The 17,225-nt window shown below is 59.1% G+C and carries 15 protein-coding genes; 14 read left to right on the top strand and 1 reads right to left on the bottom strand.

Features of this window, described 5'->3' with window-relative positions; genetic code table 11:
- Positions 1-34: 34 nt before the first annotated feature.
- The 4 genes from BM197_RS00650 to BM197_RS00635 all read left to right on the top strand — a co-directional run bounded on the left by BM197_RS00650 (position 35) and on the right by BM197_RS00635 (position 5,316).
- Positions 35-1,300, top strand: coding sequence for a glycosyltransferase family 4 protein (locus BM197_RS00650; RefSeq protein WP_218151786.1), 1,266 nt, complete (start codon positions 35-37; stop codon positions 1,298-1,300).
- Complete coding sequence (locus tag BM197_RS00645; RefSeq protein WP_090707926.1) at positions 1,297-2,481, top strand: glycosyltransferase; 1,185 nt, start codon at positions 1,297-1,299, stop codon at positions 2,479-2,481. The genes BM197_RS00650 and BM197_RS00645 overlap by 4 nt, the downstream gene beginning before the upstream one ends.
- The gene (locus BM197_RS00640) at positions 2,471-3,934 is read left to right on the top strand and encodes a lipopolysaccharide biosynthesis protein (RefSeq protein ID WP_143094950.1); all 1,464 of its coding nucleotides are present in this window, start codon (positions 2,471-2,473) and stop codon (positions 3,932-3,934) included. Before BM197_RS00645 ends, BM197_RS00640 begins: the two co-directional genes overlap by 11 nt.
- 260 nt (positions 3,935-4,194) lie before the next feature.
- The gene (locus BM197_RS00635) at positions 4,195-5,316 is read left to right on the top strand and encodes an O-antigen ligase family protein (protein ID WP_177216665.1); all 1,122 of its coding nucleotides are present in this window, start codon (positions 4,195-4,197) and stop codon (positions 5,314-5,316) included.
- Positions 5,317-5,382: 66 nt separating this feature from the next.
- Here BM197_RS00635 and BM197_RS00630 read toward each other — a convergent pair whose 3' ends face one another.
- Complete coding sequence (locus tag BM197_RS00630; protein WP_143094949.1) at positions 5,383-6,453, bottom strand: glycosyltransferase family protein; 1,071 nt, start codon at positions 6,451-6,453, stop codon at positions 5,383-5,385.
- A gap of 444 nt (positions 6,454-6,897) precedes the next feature.
- Here BM197_RS00630 and BM197_RS00625 point away from each other — a divergent pair, with 444 nt between their 5' ends.
- The 10 genes from BM197_RS00625 to rfbB all read left to right on the top strand — a co-directional run bounded on the left by BM197_RS00625 (position 6,898) and on the right by rfbB (position 17,210).
- Complete coding sequence (locus tag BM197_RS00625; RefSeq protein ID WP_281247376.1) at positions 6,898-8,094, top strand: N-acetyl sugar amidotransferase; 1,197 nt, start codon at positions 6,898-6,900, stop codon at positions 8,092-8,094.
- On the top strand, positions 8,091-8,720 hold the full coding sequence (hisH, locus tag BM197_RS00620) for an imidazole glycerol phosphate synthase subunit HisH (RefSeq protein ID WP_218151784.1): 630 nt from the start codon (positions 8,091-8,093) through the stop codon (positions 8,718-8,720). The genes BM197_RS00625 and hisH overlap by 4 nt, the downstream gene beginning before the upstream one ends.
- Positions 8,717-9,484, top strand: coding sequence for an AglZ/HisF2 family acetamidino modification protein (locus tag BM197_RS00615; protein WP_090707916.1), 768 nt, complete (start codon positions 8,717-8,719; stop codon positions 9,482-9,484). Before hisH ends, BM197_RS00615 begins: the two co-directional genes overlap by 4 nt.
- A gap of 140 nt (positions 9,485-9,624) precedes the next feature.
- Positions 9,625-10,926, top strand: a complete 1,302-nt coding sequence (locus tag BM197_RS00610) for a nucleotide sugar dehydrogenase (RefSeq protein ID WP_090707915.1) — start codon at positions 9,625-9,627, stop codon at positions 10,924-10,926.
- A gap of 149 nt (positions 10,927-11,075) precedes the next feature.
- On the top strand, positions 11,076-11,687 hold the full coding sequence (locus BM197_RS00605) for an acyltransferase (protein WP_090707913.1): 612 nt from the start codon (positions 11,076-11,078) through the stop codon (positions 11,685-11,687).
- A complete protein-coding gene (locus BM197_RS00600) occupies positions 11,680-12,780 on the top strand; it encodes a DegT/DnrJ/EryC1/StrS family aminotransferase (RefSeq protein ID WP_090707912.1) in 1,101 nt (366 codons plus the stop codon). The genes BM197_RS00605 and BM197_RS00600 overlap by 8 nt, the downstream gene beginning before the upstream one ends.
- Positions 12,780-13,766: a Gfo/Idh/MocA family protein gene (locus BM197_RS00595; RefSeq protein ID WP_090707910.1), complete on the top strand. Its 987-nt coding sequence runs from the start codon at positions 12,780-12,782 to the stop codon at positions 13,764-13,766. Before BM197_RS00600 ends, BM197_RS00595 begins: the two co-directional genes overlap by 1 nt.
- 308 nt (positions 13,767-14,074) lie before the next feature.
- A complete protein-coding gene (locus BM197_RS00590) occupies positions 14,075-14,935 on the top strand; it encodes an LCP family protein (RefSeq protein WP_177216664.1) in 861 nt (286 codons plus the stop codon).
- 91 nt (positions 14,936-15,026) lie between these two features.
- The gene (galE, locus tag BM197_RS00585; protein WP_090707907.1) at positions 15,027-16,043 is read left to right on the top strand and encodes a UDP-glucose 4-epimerase GalE; all 1,017 of its coding nucleotides are present in this window, start codon (positions 15,027-15,029) and stop codon (positions 16,041-16,043) included.
- A 168-nt stretch (positions 16,044-16,211) separates the two neighbouring features.
- Entirely contained in the window at positions 16,212-17,210 is a 999-nt protein-coding gene (gene rfbB / locus BM197_RS00580) for a dTDP-glucose 4,6-dehydratase (protein WP_090708885.1), read from the top strand.
- The last annotated feature ends 15 nt before the right edge of the window (positions 17,211-17,225 follow it).

Raw genomic sequence — 17,225 nt, 5'->3', positions numbered from 1 at the left:
GGCAGACCGCTACTCAATGGAAAGACCCAAAGAAATGAAGAAAATGTACAAATCCGTATGGATTGTGAACCACTATATTTCTGATCCTCGAGATACGGCTTCCGGTTCCCGGCACTTCTCACTAGCAGCGGGCCTCGCGAGGTTGGGCTGGGCAGTGAGTCTCATTGCCGCGAGCGCTGGTCACAATACAGACTTGCAGCGAGTTGGCAAGAACGAGCGGTCTCTGACGACTGAACATCTGGGCGTCACATTTAGGTGGCTCCGCACATCCACTTACAAAGGCAACGGCGTAGGCCGGGTACTCGGCATGCTTCAATTCTCGATCGCGTTGCTCCGAAAGCGCTCAGTCGCTGGACTCGCTACGCCGGATGTGATCGTGGGGAGCACGGTGCACCCTTTGGCAGCCTGGGCGGCAAGTGTCATGGCCCGACGCTACGGTGTGCCATTTGTGTTTGAGATCCGCGACCTGTGGCCTCAGACGCTTATCGATATGGGGAAACTTCGGAGCGGCGGATTGCCTGCTTACCTGATGCGAATTCTCGAGCGCCACCTCTGTAAGTCGGCAGAAACCATCATCGTTCTCATGCCATTTGCCGCCGACTACCTGGCTGGCCAGGGTGTCAGCCGCGACAAGGTGGTATGGATCTCGAACGGGACCGACGTTGATGCCTTCCCGCCGAGCGAACCCCCCACGTCGCTCCCGTTTACATTCATGTATTTTGGTGCTCACGGTGGGGCAAACGGGCTTGAAGCTATTGTTCAGGGCTATGCAATGTTTCGGGACAGTTCCGACCAAGAGTCCCGCCTAATGCTCATCGGCGACGGCCCGCGTCGAGGTGCGTTGCGTGAGCTGGCGGCCAGCCTCGAGTGCCGGGACGAATTAGTCTTCGTCGACGCCGTGCCGAAATCCGAAATTCCAAGAATCGCGGGCGAAGCGCACTGTCTGGTTCTGAACCTCCTCGATCTTGAACTGTACAAATACGGAATTAGTCTGAACAAACTGTTCGACTACATGGCCGCTTCGCGACCCATCATTATTGCGAGCAATGCTGCAAATAACCCCGTAAGAGACGCAGGCGGTGGCGTTACGGTGCCTGCTAATGACCCGAGCGCAATTGCAAAAGCAATGCAAACCGTCGTGGAAGCGTCACATGAGCAACGTGTGGATTGGGGCACGGGGGCTCGTCGACACGTCAGTGAGTACTTCGACTACGCCCGTCTGTCGGAGGATCTTGACGGGGCCCTGAACGCGGTTGTCGAGAGGCCTCACATTTCATCGCCTGCTAGGAGCAACGAATGACTCAGCCCGCGCAACTGGACGCGTCTGCGGCTCAACGAGCGGCAACGAGAGTCGTGCATGTGAGTTCCGCTCATCCATGGACCGACATTCGCATTCATCAACGCGAAGCCAGAACGCTCGCAGAGGCTGGCTACGATGTCCACCTGGTTGCGGTGGACAACCGCCTATCCGCGCCTGAGACCGGCGTAAAGGCTGTCCGGCAACGGCGACGGAGCCGCGCAAACAGAGTTTTGATTGGGTCGATTTCTGCTGTTATCGCGGGACTTCGAACGCGGGCACAAATAGTACATTTACACGATCCAGAACTTATCTGGGCGATTCCGTTGTTGCGCGTTCTTCGAAAGACAGTGATCTATGACGCCCACGAGGACCTGCCGTCACAGTTGCGTGATAAGAGTTACATCCCGATGGTGATGCGCGCGGCGGTCTCGCGACTATCACTACTCGTCGTGAAAGTCTCCGGCGTAGCCAATCACGTCGTCGCTGCAACCGAGCGAATCGCGGACCGCTATTCGCCTTCCAAGGTCACTGTGATCCGCAACTACCCGCGGATCCGAGACGCCGATAGCAACAACTCGGCTGTTGAGACGCGCCAGAAAAAGCTTGTCTATGTCGGCGCTATGAGTGAGTCACGCGGAGCGCTTCAAATGCTCGATGCCCTGGCGAGCGACGCGTTCCCGACCGGGTGGACACTTGAACTTGCCGGAAGCATAGTGCCTGCGGAACTTGAAGTCCGAATGAGGAACCACCCGGCGTGGGGGATCGTAAACTACCACGGGGTTGTCTCCCCTGATGAAGCAAGAGACATCGTGTCTGGCGCTCGGATAGGCCTCGTGACGCTGCAGGCAAATGCGGCCTACGTTGATTCGCTGCCCACCAAGTTGTTCGAGTACTTGGCAGCTGGAATGCCTGTGATCGCGTCAGACTTCCCGCTTTGGCGTCGAATTGTTGAGGCGAACGAGTGCGGAACATTGGTGGACCAGACCAACCCCGAGAGCATTGCGGCTGCCATTGCCGAATATGAGACGGATGTTAACAGGCTCGCGGCCGAGGGTCGCAACGCGCTGAGGGCATCGCGCGGCGAACTGAATTGGGATAGCGAATCGGCTGCGCTACTCCGCCTCTACGACAGGATTGCGACTCGCTCGTCACTCGCGAGTGGGATTACCCATGTCGCTTGAACCGATTCGGTTCGACGGGGTTTCATCAGTCGGGGCCGGCCGGAATGGAGTCCTGGGGCTATTTTCAACTTTGCTTCTAGGAGGATCACGGATCGTCACAAACGTGGTGCTTGGTCGCCTCGGTGGCCCAGAACTCCTTGGCTTGGTGCAGAACGTCCTATCGACTGCAACACTCGCCACACTTTTTCTGCCGACGTCGGCAGGCAGCGCGGCAAGCAAGTATGTCGCTTTCTACAGAGCGAGGGAAGACGTCGAGAGCGCGAAGGCCGTGACAAAGTTCATTGGCGCGCGCACGTTCCAGGCCACCGTGGTTCTGCTCGTCATCGTAACCGCGATTGGTCTCTATGTTGGACCCGCGGACCCTGCTATTGCTTGGGTTACAGGTCTGCTTGTAGTCAGTATGTGTAGCCAAACGTTCATCCGTGGTGTTCATTACGGGACGGGGCAGGTATCTCGTCTCGTCAAATGGGATGTTCTGGCGAGCCTCGGGAGCCTCGTCACGGTTGTTGTGCTTGTACTCGCTGGGGTGCGCAATGTGTGGGTGTTAGTTCCTCTCGCCGCGATCACCCTAATCTTTGTCTTGGTTTCATGGCCGCGTGGGAGAGTCCCAATCGCGAGGGAAGCGATTCGTCGAGAGATTGATCGGTTCATGTTGCTCGGAATTGTGGGGACAGTCTCGAGTTCCGGTTTCCTGCAAAGCTCTATTCTGGTAGCAACCGCGACCAACGGCCTTCATTACTCGGGTCAATATGCCGCTGCGTTGACCTTGACGACGCCGGTCACACTCATCGCCAGTGCCATCGCGCTGGCCTTGTTCCCTGCTATGGCAGGCGACCATGGACGGAATGACTTGCTCGCGCTCAACAGGCGAACCAACAATGCGACGCGGATACTTATCACGGTAATGATCGCCATGTTTGGCAGCATTTCAATACTGGCAGAACCACTGACCATGCTGGTCTGGGGTCGTGAATTCGAGAACACTTCCCAAATCTTAATTCTTCTGCTCCTAGCGGTCGTGCTGATTACAGTTGCGGTGCCGTCGGTCAACTTCCTGACGACTCAGTCGAATCGCGGTATGGCGGTTTCGGCTTTCTCAAGCCTTCTGGGCTTCGCTGTCGGAGCCTCCACGTGGGTTTTCTTGGGCGGTACGGCACCGGGATACTCTGTGCCGGCGGGCTATCTGTTAGGGGCGATGATAATCTCAGGGGCACCCTATGTCTTGGTTTGGCGAAGGCAGCGTCAACATTGGTTCGTGCAGACAATGGTGCTTTTGGGGGCACTTGCCAGCGTCTTGACGATCACATTTTCCGTGAGGGCTGCTGATCTACCTGATTGGGGCCTTCTTATTGCTGCAGCCTTGTTCCTTGTTGTTTGGTGCGCTGTCAGGTCCAGGGATGTAAAACAAATTGCCCGCTTGCTCGTCGACCTTCTCGGCCGACGGGGCGCTTGATGGGAAAAGCGAAGATGAAAGTCGACTTAGAATCTGCTAGCGCGTCCCCGCACGGTATGGAAAAGGGCGGCCGAAGACTGCCTCGAGCTCAGCGTTGGTTAATCTTCATCCTTCCAGTGCTCGGTTGTTTCGGTCCCGCCATTGCTATTGTGGGGCCGATTTTCGGGTTTCGACTCGCGGTTCTCCTTCTTGTTGCAACTTCGCTTCCTTGGCGGCGTGTAGACGGGTCAGCGGTCGTACTTGTCACCAGGGTCCTCGCAGTGATTTGGATCATCGTGGCTCTTTTGCTACTGCTGCTGCGCGGTGCGTCGGTGTACACGTGGCCGGAGGCGGGTTCGCTCCTCTTCGGAATCTTGTTCATCGTCGCGATTGTGGGGACGAGATCGACGCGACATGCATTGCGTGTTTTTCTCGCCGGCTGGCTACTGGCGTTCTGTGCAACTGCCGCGGTGGCGGCGCGTGAGATCCTCTTCGGCATTCCATTTGGGAATTACTACCGGCAGGAGGCGGCCAACCCGATCCTCGAAGGCCTCGGAAGCGCAAGCACGTTTTCCAACCCGAACAACTACGCCTTCTTCCTGCTCGTCTCCTTCCCGGTCCTGACGCTCGGGAGGTCCGCTGCGACGCAGAAGACGTGGAAACTGTTGTACCTAGGCGCGATGGCCTCGGTGCCGGTCCTAATGCTGGCGACCGGCAGCAGGATCGGACTCTTGATTCTTATCGCGGTCGGTGCGGTTTTCGCTGTTGCGTTTGTTCGGGCCAAGTGGGCTGCCGTTGCCGCGGGAGGAGTCGCTCTAGCAGCTCTGTTGTTTCCGGTCGCATTCGACTTTGCCGTTCAGTCGCTTCTGCGACCCTTTGCCTTTGGTGACGGATTTCAATTGCAAGCCTTCATCTACGGAATTTTCGAGGAGAGTTCCATGATGGTTCGTATGAGTCTCATCCAAAACGGCTACGGGTTTTGGCTTGATTCGTATCTGATGGGGGTCGGGATGGGCGGGTTCGAAGCAGCCATGGCTGGCGGGTCGGGGGACCACCCAACGATGGGAATCGAGAGCCCACATAGCGGTGTAATGGAGATCTTGTCCCAATTTGGCATCCTCGTTTTTGCGCCATTCGCGCTGCTTCTAATCACGCTCTTGCTGATTGGTTGGAAGACCTTTTCCACTCGCCAGACCCATAGCTCAATGCGAGTTGGAGGCCTGTTGCTTGTGACTCTGACCAGTGCGTTTCCGATCTTTACTGTTATGAACAGTTCGTTCTTGGAACCGTCGTCGTCCTGGCTATTCCTGGCTCTACTGCTACTGGTTGGTCTTGCCATCGACGAGACAGCCGATGGAGTCGCCACCGGTGAACTGCATTCTTCAGCCCGAATCGTGCTCTGAGTAAGTGGGATCTGGGTTGCGGCTGGACTTCAACCGGCAACTCGAGTCGTACGCGAAGCGCGAGGCTCAACTGTTCTCTAGAAACCCCTGAAGTGAGCGAGCTGAAGCAATACCGCTATGCCATTTCGCGACGTATTCCTTTCCGCTGGCTGCAGTGACTCTCGCGGTTTCGGGGTAAGCGAGCAAGTCGCGCATTACTTCTTCGAAGGTCACCGGCGTAGCGTTCACGATCGGGACGTTGGAACCGAATACGCCGGCGGCGCCCGGGGTAACATTGCCGACCACGAGCCTTCCCGCTGCCATAGCTTCGATTGCCGCGACCCCGTAGGCGCCGGTTTGTATTTGGTCTACGACGATGTCGACCTGGTTCAACAGCATGAACATATCGGCGTGCGGAACTTCATGTGTGTGCACATATTCAATTAGCCCTTCATCTGCAAGCTTGCTGAGTATCGGGTGAATGTACTGCGTGCCCTTGATGGGTGGGTCGCTGCGGCTCGGACGGTGCAGCACTCGAGGGCGACCAGTTTCAAAATCCGCGGCGGCAGTCTGGTTCCAACCGGATGTGTCGATCGCCAAGGGAAGCAGCTTGGCACCGGGAAGGTGATCCAGCAGATCAGGAGTGGTGACGAACATTGTCAATCCTGAATCCTCGGCGAACGTTCGGTTCCGCCGGACGATTCGATCTAAATTATCGACCCAGTCCTGCGGGGCATCCTTGAAGTACGAGTATTCGAACGCCTCTTTGTGTCTTTCTGGGTCGCGAATTTCGCTGCCATGGAACACGACGGCCATCCGAACACCGCGGCGCTGAAAGTCGAGGACCTCGTCACTAAATTGATGAGCGCGTGGATGCTTGAGCAGAGAAATGTTCGACTCATTAAGCAAATGCGTTGTCCCACCGAGCACGGCCCGAGTCCAGACTGTCCGCAGCATGGGCGGGGTGATTCGCGGATGGGGGATAGTCGAATGTGCTCGACCATTCATCTGTACGCCTCGTAGCCGCGCCGAAATCAGTCCATCTCTGGCAATCGAGCGCGCATCAATGCCCAGATGCGAACTCACCGCGTTTGCCCAGGCACGGCCTTGGCCAGCCTGGTTGAGGGGCCCGATGGCTAATTTTTGATTCTGAGTCACTGTGGTCCTTGACTATGAAATGCCGATGGAGCATAGGAGAACTTCACCTGCTCCATCGGCTGCTGCGTGTGGCTCAAGAGTTACCGGAGTCATTTCGTGCCGTTTGATCCACCGGAGATGTACGTTTCATATCCGCGAACCTTGCTGATCACCAGCGAGCCGAAGCCAGCAGAGGCGCAGAGGTGGGCCACCAGAGGCGCAGAGGTGGGCCACCAGAGGCGAGACCGCATCCGGGACCCCAGGCCGAGCACACTGCCCGAGACCATCCGCACAACGACGCCACCGGGCCTCGAGCCTCGCGTTCTAGACCCAATCAAGCTTGCTCCCCGGTTGTTGCGGCTTCGGAAGCAAACTTAGTCGACATCGCAAGGATGGCTGCACAGGCCGCTCTCGGTGGCTTGGTGAAGATATTCTGGCGGCTACTGTTGAATAAGTTTGCTGGCGGTGAGTTTCTACCACGAAGGGTTCGCCTTGCCGTCCAATATCCAAGGAGATGCGTTGACAACGGCTGCTCGATATCAGGTCTGCACTCGTTGCGTGATGGACACAACAGATACGGCGATTTGGTTCGATCAAACTGGTCTTTGTCGCTACTGCGTTCACTATGACGAGAAGCTGCGAGCCACTGTTGAGTCAGCTCAGAAGGGTGGAAGGCAGCACGAGCTGGAGGCCCTAGTCGGTCGAATCAAGGCAGCTGGCGCGGGCAAAGCGTACGACTGCATCGTGGGGGTCAGCGGCGGGGTAGACAGTTCTTATGTCGCACTTCAAGCGATCCAGCTGGGGCTTCGGCCGCTTGCCGTCCACTTTGATAGCGGATGGAACTCGGAACTCGCAGTGAGCAACGTCGAAGGCATCGTTAGCAAGCTGGATCTTGACCTCTACACGGACGTCGTGGACTGGCGCGAAATGCGTGACTTACAGCTAGCGTTCCTCAGGTCATCCGTTGCGAATTCTGACACCCCTACGGATCACGCATTTCCTGCGGTAGCGTACCGCCAAGCATCTAAGTACGGTATTCGGTACATCCTCTCAGGCAGCAATTTGGCGACCGAGTCGATTCTGCCGAAATCGTGGGGTTATAACTCCGCGGACGCAGTTCAGCTGAAGGCCATACATCGTCGCTTTGGGTCCCGCCGATTGAAGAGCTATCCAGTGATGGGGATCCTTCGGCGGTATTTTTGGTACCAGCGAGTGCGACGGATTCAAACCGTGAAGTTCCTGAACTTCATGCCGTACGTCAAGACCGATGCGAAGAAGGCCATATCTGAGAAACTGGGCTGGCGGGACTACGGGGGCAAGCACCACGAGTCTGTCTTCACCCGCTACTTCCAGGGATATTATCTTCCGACCAAGTTTGGTTTTGACAAGAGGCGCGCTCACTTGAGTTCGCTGATCAACGCGGATCAGATCTCAAGGGACCAGGCATTAGAAGAACTGGAGATGGAGCCTTACGACGCCTCTCTAAAGGCCGACGACCACAAGTTCATTGCGAAGAAGCTCGGAATATCAACCGACGAACTAGACGCACTCGTTCGCTCGGCACGGAAGGACTACAAGGAATATCCGAACCAAGAATGGCTTTTCGACCTGCTCTTGAGAGTTCGCTCGCGCTTGTCCTGCAAGAACGGAACGCGGCATTGAGCCGTTCCGAGGTGATCGGCGTACTGGACTACGGCGTCGGGAATCTAGGCTCTGTTCTCAATATGCTTCGACACATCGACGTGAAGGCAACGACCATACGGACGCCTGATCAGCTCACGGAGGTGACAAAACTTCTTCTGCCCGGCGTGGGTTCATTCGATCATGCCATTGAGAAGCTCGATGCGTTGGACCTCGCAGAGCCGATTCGTGGGTATGCGCGCTCGGGTGGCACTATTCTCGGGATTTGTCTCGGCATGCAACTCCTCCTTGACTCGAGCGAGGAGGGCCAACGACAAGGCCTCGGATTAATCCCGGGCCGTAGCAAGCGATTCTCGTTCGCGCCTGAAGCTAAGCGCCGGGTGCCACACATGGGTTGGAACGCTGTAATCCCTCGTGCCGAGAACCCATTGTTGGCAGGTTTGGAGACCGACAACCGCTTCTATTTCGTGCACAGCTACCATGCAGTCTGCGAGAACGACACTGACATTTTCGGGGAAACTGAGTACGGCGAGATGTTTCCGTCAATGATCGGTCGCGGGAACGTCTTCGGAGCTCAATTTCATCCCGAGAAGAGCCACAGGTACGGCATGGACTTACTAAGAAACTTCGCAGGTTTCCGCGCGTGATCCCAAGAGTCATACCCGTCCTCCAGATCAGCGACGGCTATCTGGTGAAGACATCGAAGTTCAAGCACCCGCTGTATGTGGGCGACCCGATTAATGCTGTCAAGATTTTTAATGAAAAACAGGTTGATGAACTCGTTGTCGTCGATATCGATGCGAGCAAACGCGGTGCCATCACAAGTCTGTCGGCCTTGGAGGAGTTCGCATCAGAAGCGTTCATGCCTGTCGCGTACGGGGGCGGAATTTCAAACGTGGAAGATGCAACGCGCGTGCTTGCCGTGGGCGTAGAGAAGGTCATTTTGGGCTCTGCGGTTGCGAAAGACCCACTGCTAGTTCGACGGATAGCCGATGCGGTGGGGTCACAAAGCGTTGTCGTGAGTGTCGACATCAAGCGAGACCCGTTGGGCCGGCGGCACGTTTATACAAATGGGAGCAGACGAAAGACAGGATCCGCTCCCTCACCTTGGGCAGAGATGGCAGTTCACAACGGCGCAGGGGAGCTGTTGGTCTCTTCGATAACGCGGGACGGGACGGGTGGCGGCTACGACCTCGAAGTAGTGAAGGAAATTGCAGAGAGCAACGACGTCCCCGTCATTGCTCTGGGTGGGGCTGGGTCGCTCGATGACGTTGAAGCAGTGATCCGTAGCGGCGCGTCCGCTGCGGCTGCGGGTAGCTTTTTCGTCCTTAACGGAAAGCACAAAGCGGTGCTCATCACCTACCCCAGTCCGGCCGCTCTTCGCGACCTTGCGGCTCGGCTCCAAAACTGATGCTGTGACGTGGGTTGCCGGTCACGAGATAGTTATCGACCGTGCTATCGGTAGACGTTGCTCGGTATCGATGGCGCAGGCGGCCCGCTCGAAACGGCGTTCGGTCAAGGCGTTGTCTCGCGTCATTTAGAGTTGACCCCATGCGTCTTGCGGTAGTTGCTCTAGGTAAAATCGGTCTTCCCCTCGCGGTCCAGTTCGCGGACGCGGGGCACGAGGTCATCGGGGTCGACGTGAACCCGTCGACGGTGGACCTGGTGAACCAGGGGATTGAACCGTTCCCGGGTGAGGCGCAGCTGCAGGAGAAACTGTCCGCACTGGTGCCAGCCGGGAAGCTGCGGGCGACCACGGATTACGCCGACGCGATCCCGGGTGCTGACGCGGTGGTGTTGGTGGTTCCGTTGTTCGTGAACGATTCGACCTGGGCACCGGACTTCGCCTGGATGGATGCCGCGACGAGATCACTGGCAGAGCACCTGACCCCCGGCACCCTGGTGTCCTACGAGACGACCCTGCCGGTGGGAACCACCCGGACCCGGTGGAAGCCGATGCTGGAGGAAGGCTCCGGGTTGGTCGAAGGCATCGACTTCGACTTGGTCTTCTCCCCAGAGCGAGTGCTCACGGGGCGAGTTTTCGCTGACTTGAAAAAGTACCCAAAACTTGTCGGAGGGCTCAGCGCTGAGGGAGCGCGGCGGGCGACCGAGTTCTATGAGGCAGTTCTGACGTTTGATGAGCGGACGGACCTGCCCCGCCCGAATGGGGTGTGGGACCTCGGCTCGGCCGAAGCAGCGGAGATGGCAAAGCTGGCCGAGACGACGTTCCGAGATGTGAACATCGGTCTAGCGAACCAGTTCGCGCTTTTTGCCGACACCGTTGGGATCGACGTCTACTCGGTAATCGACGCCTGCAACTCCCAGCCTTACTCGCACATTCATCGGCCCGGAATCGCAGTGGGTGGGCACTGCATTCCGGTGTACCCGCGACTGTACCTCTCCACAGACCAGGACGCGGAGATCGTACGCACAGCCCGCACCTTGAACGCCTCCATGCCGGACCGGGTAGTCGAACAGGCGGCGAGTGTATTAGGAAACCTGACCGGGATGCGCGCTGTTGTCCTGGGGGCTGCGTACCGTGGTGGCGTTAAAGAGACCGCATTCTCCGGGGTGTTCCCCACTGTCGACGCTCTCGCGGCACGCGGGGCGAGCGTATCGGTGCACGACCCTCTGTATTCGGATGACGAGCTGGAGCGGTTCGGGTTCACGCCCTACACGATTGGTGACGAGGTAGACCTTGCGATCGTGCAGGCCGACCATCTCGAATACCAGGCGCTGACCGCCGCGGACCTTCCTGGCATTCGCCTCCTCGTAGATGGCCGCAATTCGACGAGCCCGGACGCCTGGGTCGGCACACCGCGCCTGGTGATTGGTGGCGGCGGCGCGCGCTGATTCCTAGTCCGCGCACAGGGTCTTCCTGTCGCCCGAGACGTGCGCGCTCGACGCTGGTGAACGACGGCCGGTTGTGTCCCGACCCACGAGATGGTCGCGATAGTCTGGGGGCGCGTCAGCCCAGAATCGAACGTGTGCGAGGAGCCCACTTGACTCTTCATCCGAACACTCGAATCCTGCCCTCGGCGGATGTCGCTGAGAGCGCAGTCATCGGCGATGGAAGCTCCGTGTGGCACCTGGCACAAGTTCGCGAAGAGGCGAAGCTCGGGCGGAACTGCATCATCGGCCGCGGCGCGTATATCGGCACAGGCGTCGAGATGGGCGACAACTGCAAGGTACAAAACTACGCGCTGGTCTACGAACCGGCGAAGCTCGGCAACGGGGTATTCATTGGACCCGCTGTTGTGCTCACCAATGACACTTTCCCCCGCGCGGTTAACCCCGACGGTTCACAGAAGAGCGGCCATGACTGGGAGCCCGTCGGTGTCATCATCCACGAAGGCGCCGCAGTAGGCGCCCGTGCCGTCTGTGTAGCCCCAGTCACCATTGGGGCCTGGGCGACCATCGCCGCTGGTGCCGTCGTCACTCGCGACGTTCCGGCTTTCGCGCTCATGGTCGGTGTACCCGCGAAACGCATCGGGTGGGTTGGAAAAGCAGGACTGCGATTAGCTGAAACCGAATTCGGTTGGCAATGCCCAGCGACAGCAACGCTTTACAAAGAAATCGACGGCACACTCGGAGAGGTCCCTGCGCATGACTAAGTCCTTCATCCCACCAGCGAAACCGATCATCGGCGACGAGGAACGCGAGGCCGTCGACCGTGTTCTGCGTTCCGGGATGGTCGCACAGGGTCCTGAGGTGGCGGCATTCGAAGGCGAGTTCGCCGACGTCATGGTTCAGGGACGAGCCAGCGTTGCGGTGAACTCGGGCACCTCCGGTCTGCACCTTGGTCTTTTGGCTGCTGGGGTCGGCCCGGGCGATGAGGTGATCGTTCCGTCCTTCACGTTCGCTGCAACGGCGAACTCGGTGGCTCTCACCGGCGCGACCCCGGTGTTCGTGGACATCGAGCCGGAGCAGTTCACGATTGATCCCACCGCGGTCGAAGCGGCAATCACGAGCCGGACGAAAGCCGTGATGCCGGTGCACCTCTACGGTCACCCGGCGAGGATGGTCGAGCTGATGGCTTTGGCAGAAAAGTATGAGCTGGACCTGTACGAAGACGCCGCGCAGGCACACGGCGCGGAACTCGATGGCGAACGAGTCGGGACGTTCGGTCGATTCGGAATGTTCAGCCTGTACCCGACGAAGAATATGACGAGTGGCGAGGGCGGGATGGTGACCTGTGACAGTGACGAGTTCGTCCGCCGGGTCAAGCTCTTCCGCAATCAGGGCATGGAGGCCCAGTATCGGAATGAGGTCATCGGACTGAACAATCGGATGACTGACATTCATGCCGCGATTGGGAGGGTGCAACTGACCAAGGTCGACGCGTGGACTGCGACCAGGCAGCGAAACGCGGCGTTCCTGGATAAAAATCTTGAGGGCGTGATCGTGCCTGCAGTTGCTGCTCGAGCGGTGCATGTCTATCATCAGTACACAATCCGTGTTCCGGAAGGTCGCGATGCGTTTGTCACCGCGTTGAAGGAAGAGCATCAGGTGGGCTCCGGTGTGTATTACCCGGTGCCGAATCACCGGCTCCCGTCGCTGGCTCATTTCGCCGACGGACTGGATCTTCCGGAAACTGAGAAGGCCGCAGGTGAGGTCCTTTCTCTCCCGGTTCACCCTTCTCTGTCGCAAGAAGATCTCGAGCGCATCGTGAACGCGGTCAACACGGTCGCAAAGGCTGGCGCGTAATGGCTGAGTTGCGTGCCGGCTTGCTTGGGGTCGGCCAGATGGGCCGCCATCACGCCCGCGTACTGAGAGAACTTCCAGGGGTCGACTTGGTCGCGATCGCCGACCCCGGGGGAGACCCACACGGTGTCGCCGGTGCCCTCGACGTCCTACCAGACATCGACGCCCTGATCGCCGTCGGCATCGACATCGCCGTCGTTGCTGTGCCGACGGCCTTTCATGAGGCCGCCGCGCTGAAACTCGCCAGCGCCGGCGTGCACACCCTGGTTGAGAAACCTATTGCGCATTCCGTGGAAGCGGGGCAGCGAATGGTCGACGCATTCAAAGCGAATGGGTTGGTCGGTGCGGTTGGTCACATCGAACGGTTCAACCCGGCGTTGCAGGACCTCCGGCGCAGGATCGAGGCCGGCGATCTCGGCGAGGTATATCAAATCACCACTCGCCGCCAAGGGCCGTTTCCGTCCCGGATCGCGGACGTCGGTGTAGCGAAAGACCTTGGTTCCCATGACGTGGATCTGACGGCGTGGGTAGCGCAGTCTCCGCACGAGACGATCTTCGCGCAAACAATGGTGAAGAGTGGCCGCCAGTATGAAGACATGATCATCGCAACCGGACGCTTGCAAAACGGTGTGATGGTAAACCACGTTGTGAACTGGCTTTCTCCAATGAAAGAACGAATCACCATCGTCACCGGCGAACGTGGCGCGTACATCGCCGACACGAACTCAAGTGATCTGACCTTCCACGCCAACGGCACCATTCCGACCGAATGGGACTACATGTCGGCTTTCAGAGGTGTATCGGAAGGGGACGCCACCCGGTTCGCGCTTTCGAAACGCGAACCGCTTCGAGTCGAACACGAAGCATTCCGTGACGCGGTCCTCGGCCTTCGCACTGATGTGGTCACCATGGAAGAGGGGGTGCGTACTCTCGCTGTTGTGGAGGGAATCATCCAGTCGGCAGCCACAGGAAAGTCGGTTAGTTTCTGAGCGACTAGGTTGATCCGCATCTTGGGCAGAGACACTCATGTTCCTTCCGATGCCTCTTTGGGCGGATCGGGATGGCGCTGACACCATAAGCGCGGTGGAGAGCTCTGCACCGTTGCCGCGGGTTTATCTGCTTTGATGAGCATGTGACGTTCCCCTTCGAGTTCAAAGAGCCGCCGCCCCCGCGCAAGAAACACGGCGTCCGCAACTTCTTCATAGTCGTCAGCGCGCTTTTGGTCGTCGCGATCGCTGTCGGTGGGATCTACCTGATGAACTTGTCGAGCACGTTCGACAGCGCCAAGAAGATCGAAGTGGAAGAGGTGTTCCCGGAAGAGACGACGCGGCCGGCGACGGCGGTGAACGCATCGCAGAACATCTTGCTGATGGGAACCGACACCCGCGGTGAAGTCTCGGATGATATCAACGACGTCAAGGGCACTCGTTCCGACACCATGATGGTTGTCCACATATCGGCCGCTCGCGACAGCGTGCACATCATGTCGATCATGCGCGACAGCTGGGTAGACATCCCCGGCCACGGCAAGGCGAAGATGAATGCCGCGCTGGCCTTCGGCGGGGTCCCGCTCGCCGTGCAGACCATCGAGGGAATGATCGGATCCCGCATCGATCGGGTGGCGCTCGTCGATTTCGAAGGTTTCAAAGGCATCACGAATGCACTCGGTGGTGTTGAGATCGACAACCCGATCGCCTTCGATTCTTCGAGCATCAAGGGAAAGCATTTCGAACTCGGGTTGAACACCCTAAACGGCGAGGAGGCGCTCGCCTTCGTGCGCGAACGCTATGCCTTCAGTGATGGCGACTACCAGCGGGCTCGCAATCAGCAAATCTATATAAAGGGAGTGCTGAGAAAAATACTCAGCGCCGAAACTCTCACCAACCCGGTGACCATCAATAACCTGGTGTCATCGGTGGCTCCGTACCTCACCGTGGATGCCGAATTCACATCCGCGTACGCAGCCGGACTCGGGGTCGAGCTGAGGAACATCCGCATGGATGACATGACGTTCTTCACCATGCCCACCTTGGGTACTGGAATGGAGGGGGACCAGTCGGTCGTCTATGTGGACCCGGAGCAGATGGCTCTCATTCAGCAGCACTTCCGCGACGACACGATGTCTGAGTATCAGGTGCCTCCGCCACCTGGGGGATAGAGCAGGGGGATCTCGATGCGCTCCCTTCCCGAGCGACTCGATCACCGGAGTGGACTCCCACTCGTTCAGCGCAGCACAATAAGGGGTTTGAATGCGGGTTCTACTCACCGGTGGTGCCGGCTACATCGGCTCACACACTGCAGTTGAACTGTTGCAGAGCGGACATGAGGTCACCGTTCTCGACAGCCTGGTGAACAGCAACGTCGAGTCGATCCGGCGAGTGGAGCAGATCACCGGGCGGAGCGTCACCCTGCACATCGGCGATCTCACCGATCCCGCGCAGGTGGAGAAGGTGTTCGCCCAGGAGACGGTCGACGCCGTCGTTCACTTCGCCGGGCTCAAGTCGGTGGCAGAGTCGGTGTCACAGCCGCTCGAGTACTACCGCAACAACATCGACTCGACCCTCGTGCTGCTCGACGCCATGGCGCGGTGGGATGTCAAGGACCTGGTTTTCAGCTCCTCAGCAACAGTCTATGAACCGGATGGATCCAACCCCGTCGCTGAGAACGGCCGGGTCGGCCTTGACCTGGCCAATCCATACGGCCGCACGAAGGCCATGATCGAACACATCCTGAGGGATCTCGCCGCCGCTGATGCTGGCCTGCGAGTCGCGATCCTGCGGTACTTCAACCCGGTCGGCGCGCACTCGAGTGGCCTCATCGGTGAGGACCCCAAGGGCATCCCGAACAATCTGATGCCATACGTGAGCCAGGTCGCCCAAGGCATACGCGATCGCGTGTCGGTGTTCGGGGACCAGTACGACACCCCCGATGGCACAGGAGTACGCGACTACGTGCACGTCGTCGACCTGGCGGCAGGCCATGTGGCAGCGCTCGCCGGACTCCGCCCGGGGGTTGAAGCCTTCAATCTGGGCACGGGTCGCGGCGCGAGCGTGCTCGAGGTGATTGACGCCTTCTCCGCCGTGATCGAACATCCCGTGCCGTACGAGATCGTCGCGCCGCGCGCCGGCGACGTCGCGAGCTCGTTCGCGGATGTGTCGAAGTCCAAGGATGTGCTGGGTTGGGAGGCTCAGCTGACGCTCGAGGATGCCTGCGCCGACGCGTGGCGGTGGCAGTCAGGGAACCCCGATGGGTACGGAACGAGCTGAACGGGGAGGGTGGGCATTTTCTGCCCTTTGCAGGCCTGAGGTAGGCTTCCAGCGTGGCTCGATGACTCTCGCCGCACGGTTTTCACTAGCGGAACCATTCCAGACGACACACGCGAAACAGCCTGAGAAGGCTCCTTCCTGCGGGCAGAACATAAGGGCATGGGACAAATGAAAAACATCCTCGTAACCGGCGGCGCCGGATTCATCGGATCGAACTTCGTGCACTACGTGCTGAACAACACCGACTACTCGGTGACGGTCCTCGACAAGCTCACCTACGCCGGCAACCGGGCGTCACTCGAGGGGCTCCCCGAAGACCGTTTCACCTTCGTGGAGGGCGACATCGCCGACGCGGCGGTCGTCAACCCGCTCGTCGAGGCCACCGACGCGGTCGTGCACTACGCCGCCGAGTCGCACAACGACAACTCGCTCAACGACCCCGCACCGTTCCTCACCACCAACGTCATCGGCACCTACACGCTGATCGAGGCCGCACGGCGCACCGGCACCCGGTTCCACCACATCTCCACCGACGAGGTCTACGGCGACCTCGAACTCGACGACCCGGCGCGGTTCACCGAAGAGACCGCCTACAACCCGTCGAGCCCCTACTCGTCGACCAAGGCGGCATCCGACCTGCTGGTGCGCGCCTGGGTGCGCAGCTTCGGGCTGCAGGCGACGATCAGCAACTGCTCCAACAACTACGGCCCGTACCAGCACGTCGAGAAGTTCATCCCGCGTCAGATCACGAACGTGTTGTTGGACATGACGCCGAAACTGTACGGCGACGGCCTCAACGTTCGCGACTGGATCCACGCCGAAGACCACTCGTCGGCCGTGCTTGCCATCCTCGAACGCGGCACGATCGGCGAGACCTACCTCATCGGCGCTGACGGCGAACGCAACAACAAGGAGGTCGTCGAGCTGATCCTCGAGCAGCTCGGCAAGCCGCGCGATGCCTATGAGCACGTCGTCGACCGCCCAGGGCACGACCGGCGGTACGCGATCGACTCATCAAAGCTCCGCACCGAACTCGGCTGGCTCCCGGCCTTCTCCGACTTCGAGCAGGGTCTCGAAGCGACGATCGCCTGGTACGCCGAGAACCGCGACTGGTGGATGCCGCAGAAACAGGCCACCGAAGCCAAGTACCAGCTCAGCAACCAGTAGCCAGCTCAGCAACCA

It is taken from the genome of Mycetocola miduiensis (assembly GCF_900115155.1).
Classification (GTDB): Bacteria; Actinomycetota; Actinomycetes; order Actinomycetales; family Microbacteriaceae; genus Mycetocola_A; species Mycetocola_A miduiensis.
This window is presented reverse-complemented; position numbering and strand designations above follow the sequence as displayed.

Excerpts from the sequence above, each read along its gene's own strand:
- BM197_RS00610 (WP_090707915.1), top strand. The coding sequence starts at position 9,625 with ATGCGTCTTGCGGTAGTTGCTCTAGGTAAAATCGGTCTTCCCCTCGCG.
- BM197_RS00640 (WP_143094950.1), top strand. The coding sequence starts at position 2,471 with ATGTCGCTTGAACCGATTCGGTTCGACGGGGTTTCATCAGTCGGGGCC.
- BM197_RS00595 (WP_090707910.1), top strand. The coding sequence starts at position 12,780 with ATGGCTGAGTTGCGTGCCGGCTTGCTTGGGGTCGGCCAGATGGGCCGC.
- BM197_RS00645 (WP_090707926.1), top strand. The coding sequence starts at position 1,297 with ATGACTCAGCCCGCGCAACTGGACGCGTCTGCGGCTCAACGAGCGGCA.
- BM197_RS00600 (WP_090707912.1), top strand. The coding sequence starts at position 11,680 with ATGACTAAGTCCTTCATCCCACCAGCGAAACCGATCATCGGCGACGAG.
- BM197_RS00650 (WP_218151786.1), top strand. The coding sequence starts at position 35 with ATGAAGAAAATGTACAAATCCGTATGGATTGTGAACCACTATATTTCT.
- galE (WP_090707907.1), top strand. The coding sequence starts at position 15,027 with ATGCGGGTTCTACTCACCGGTGGTGCCGGCTACATCGGCTCACACACT.
- rfbB (WP_090708885.1), top strand. The coding sequence starts at position 16,212 with ATGAAAAACATCCTCGTAACCGGCGGCGCCGGATTCATCGGATCGAAC.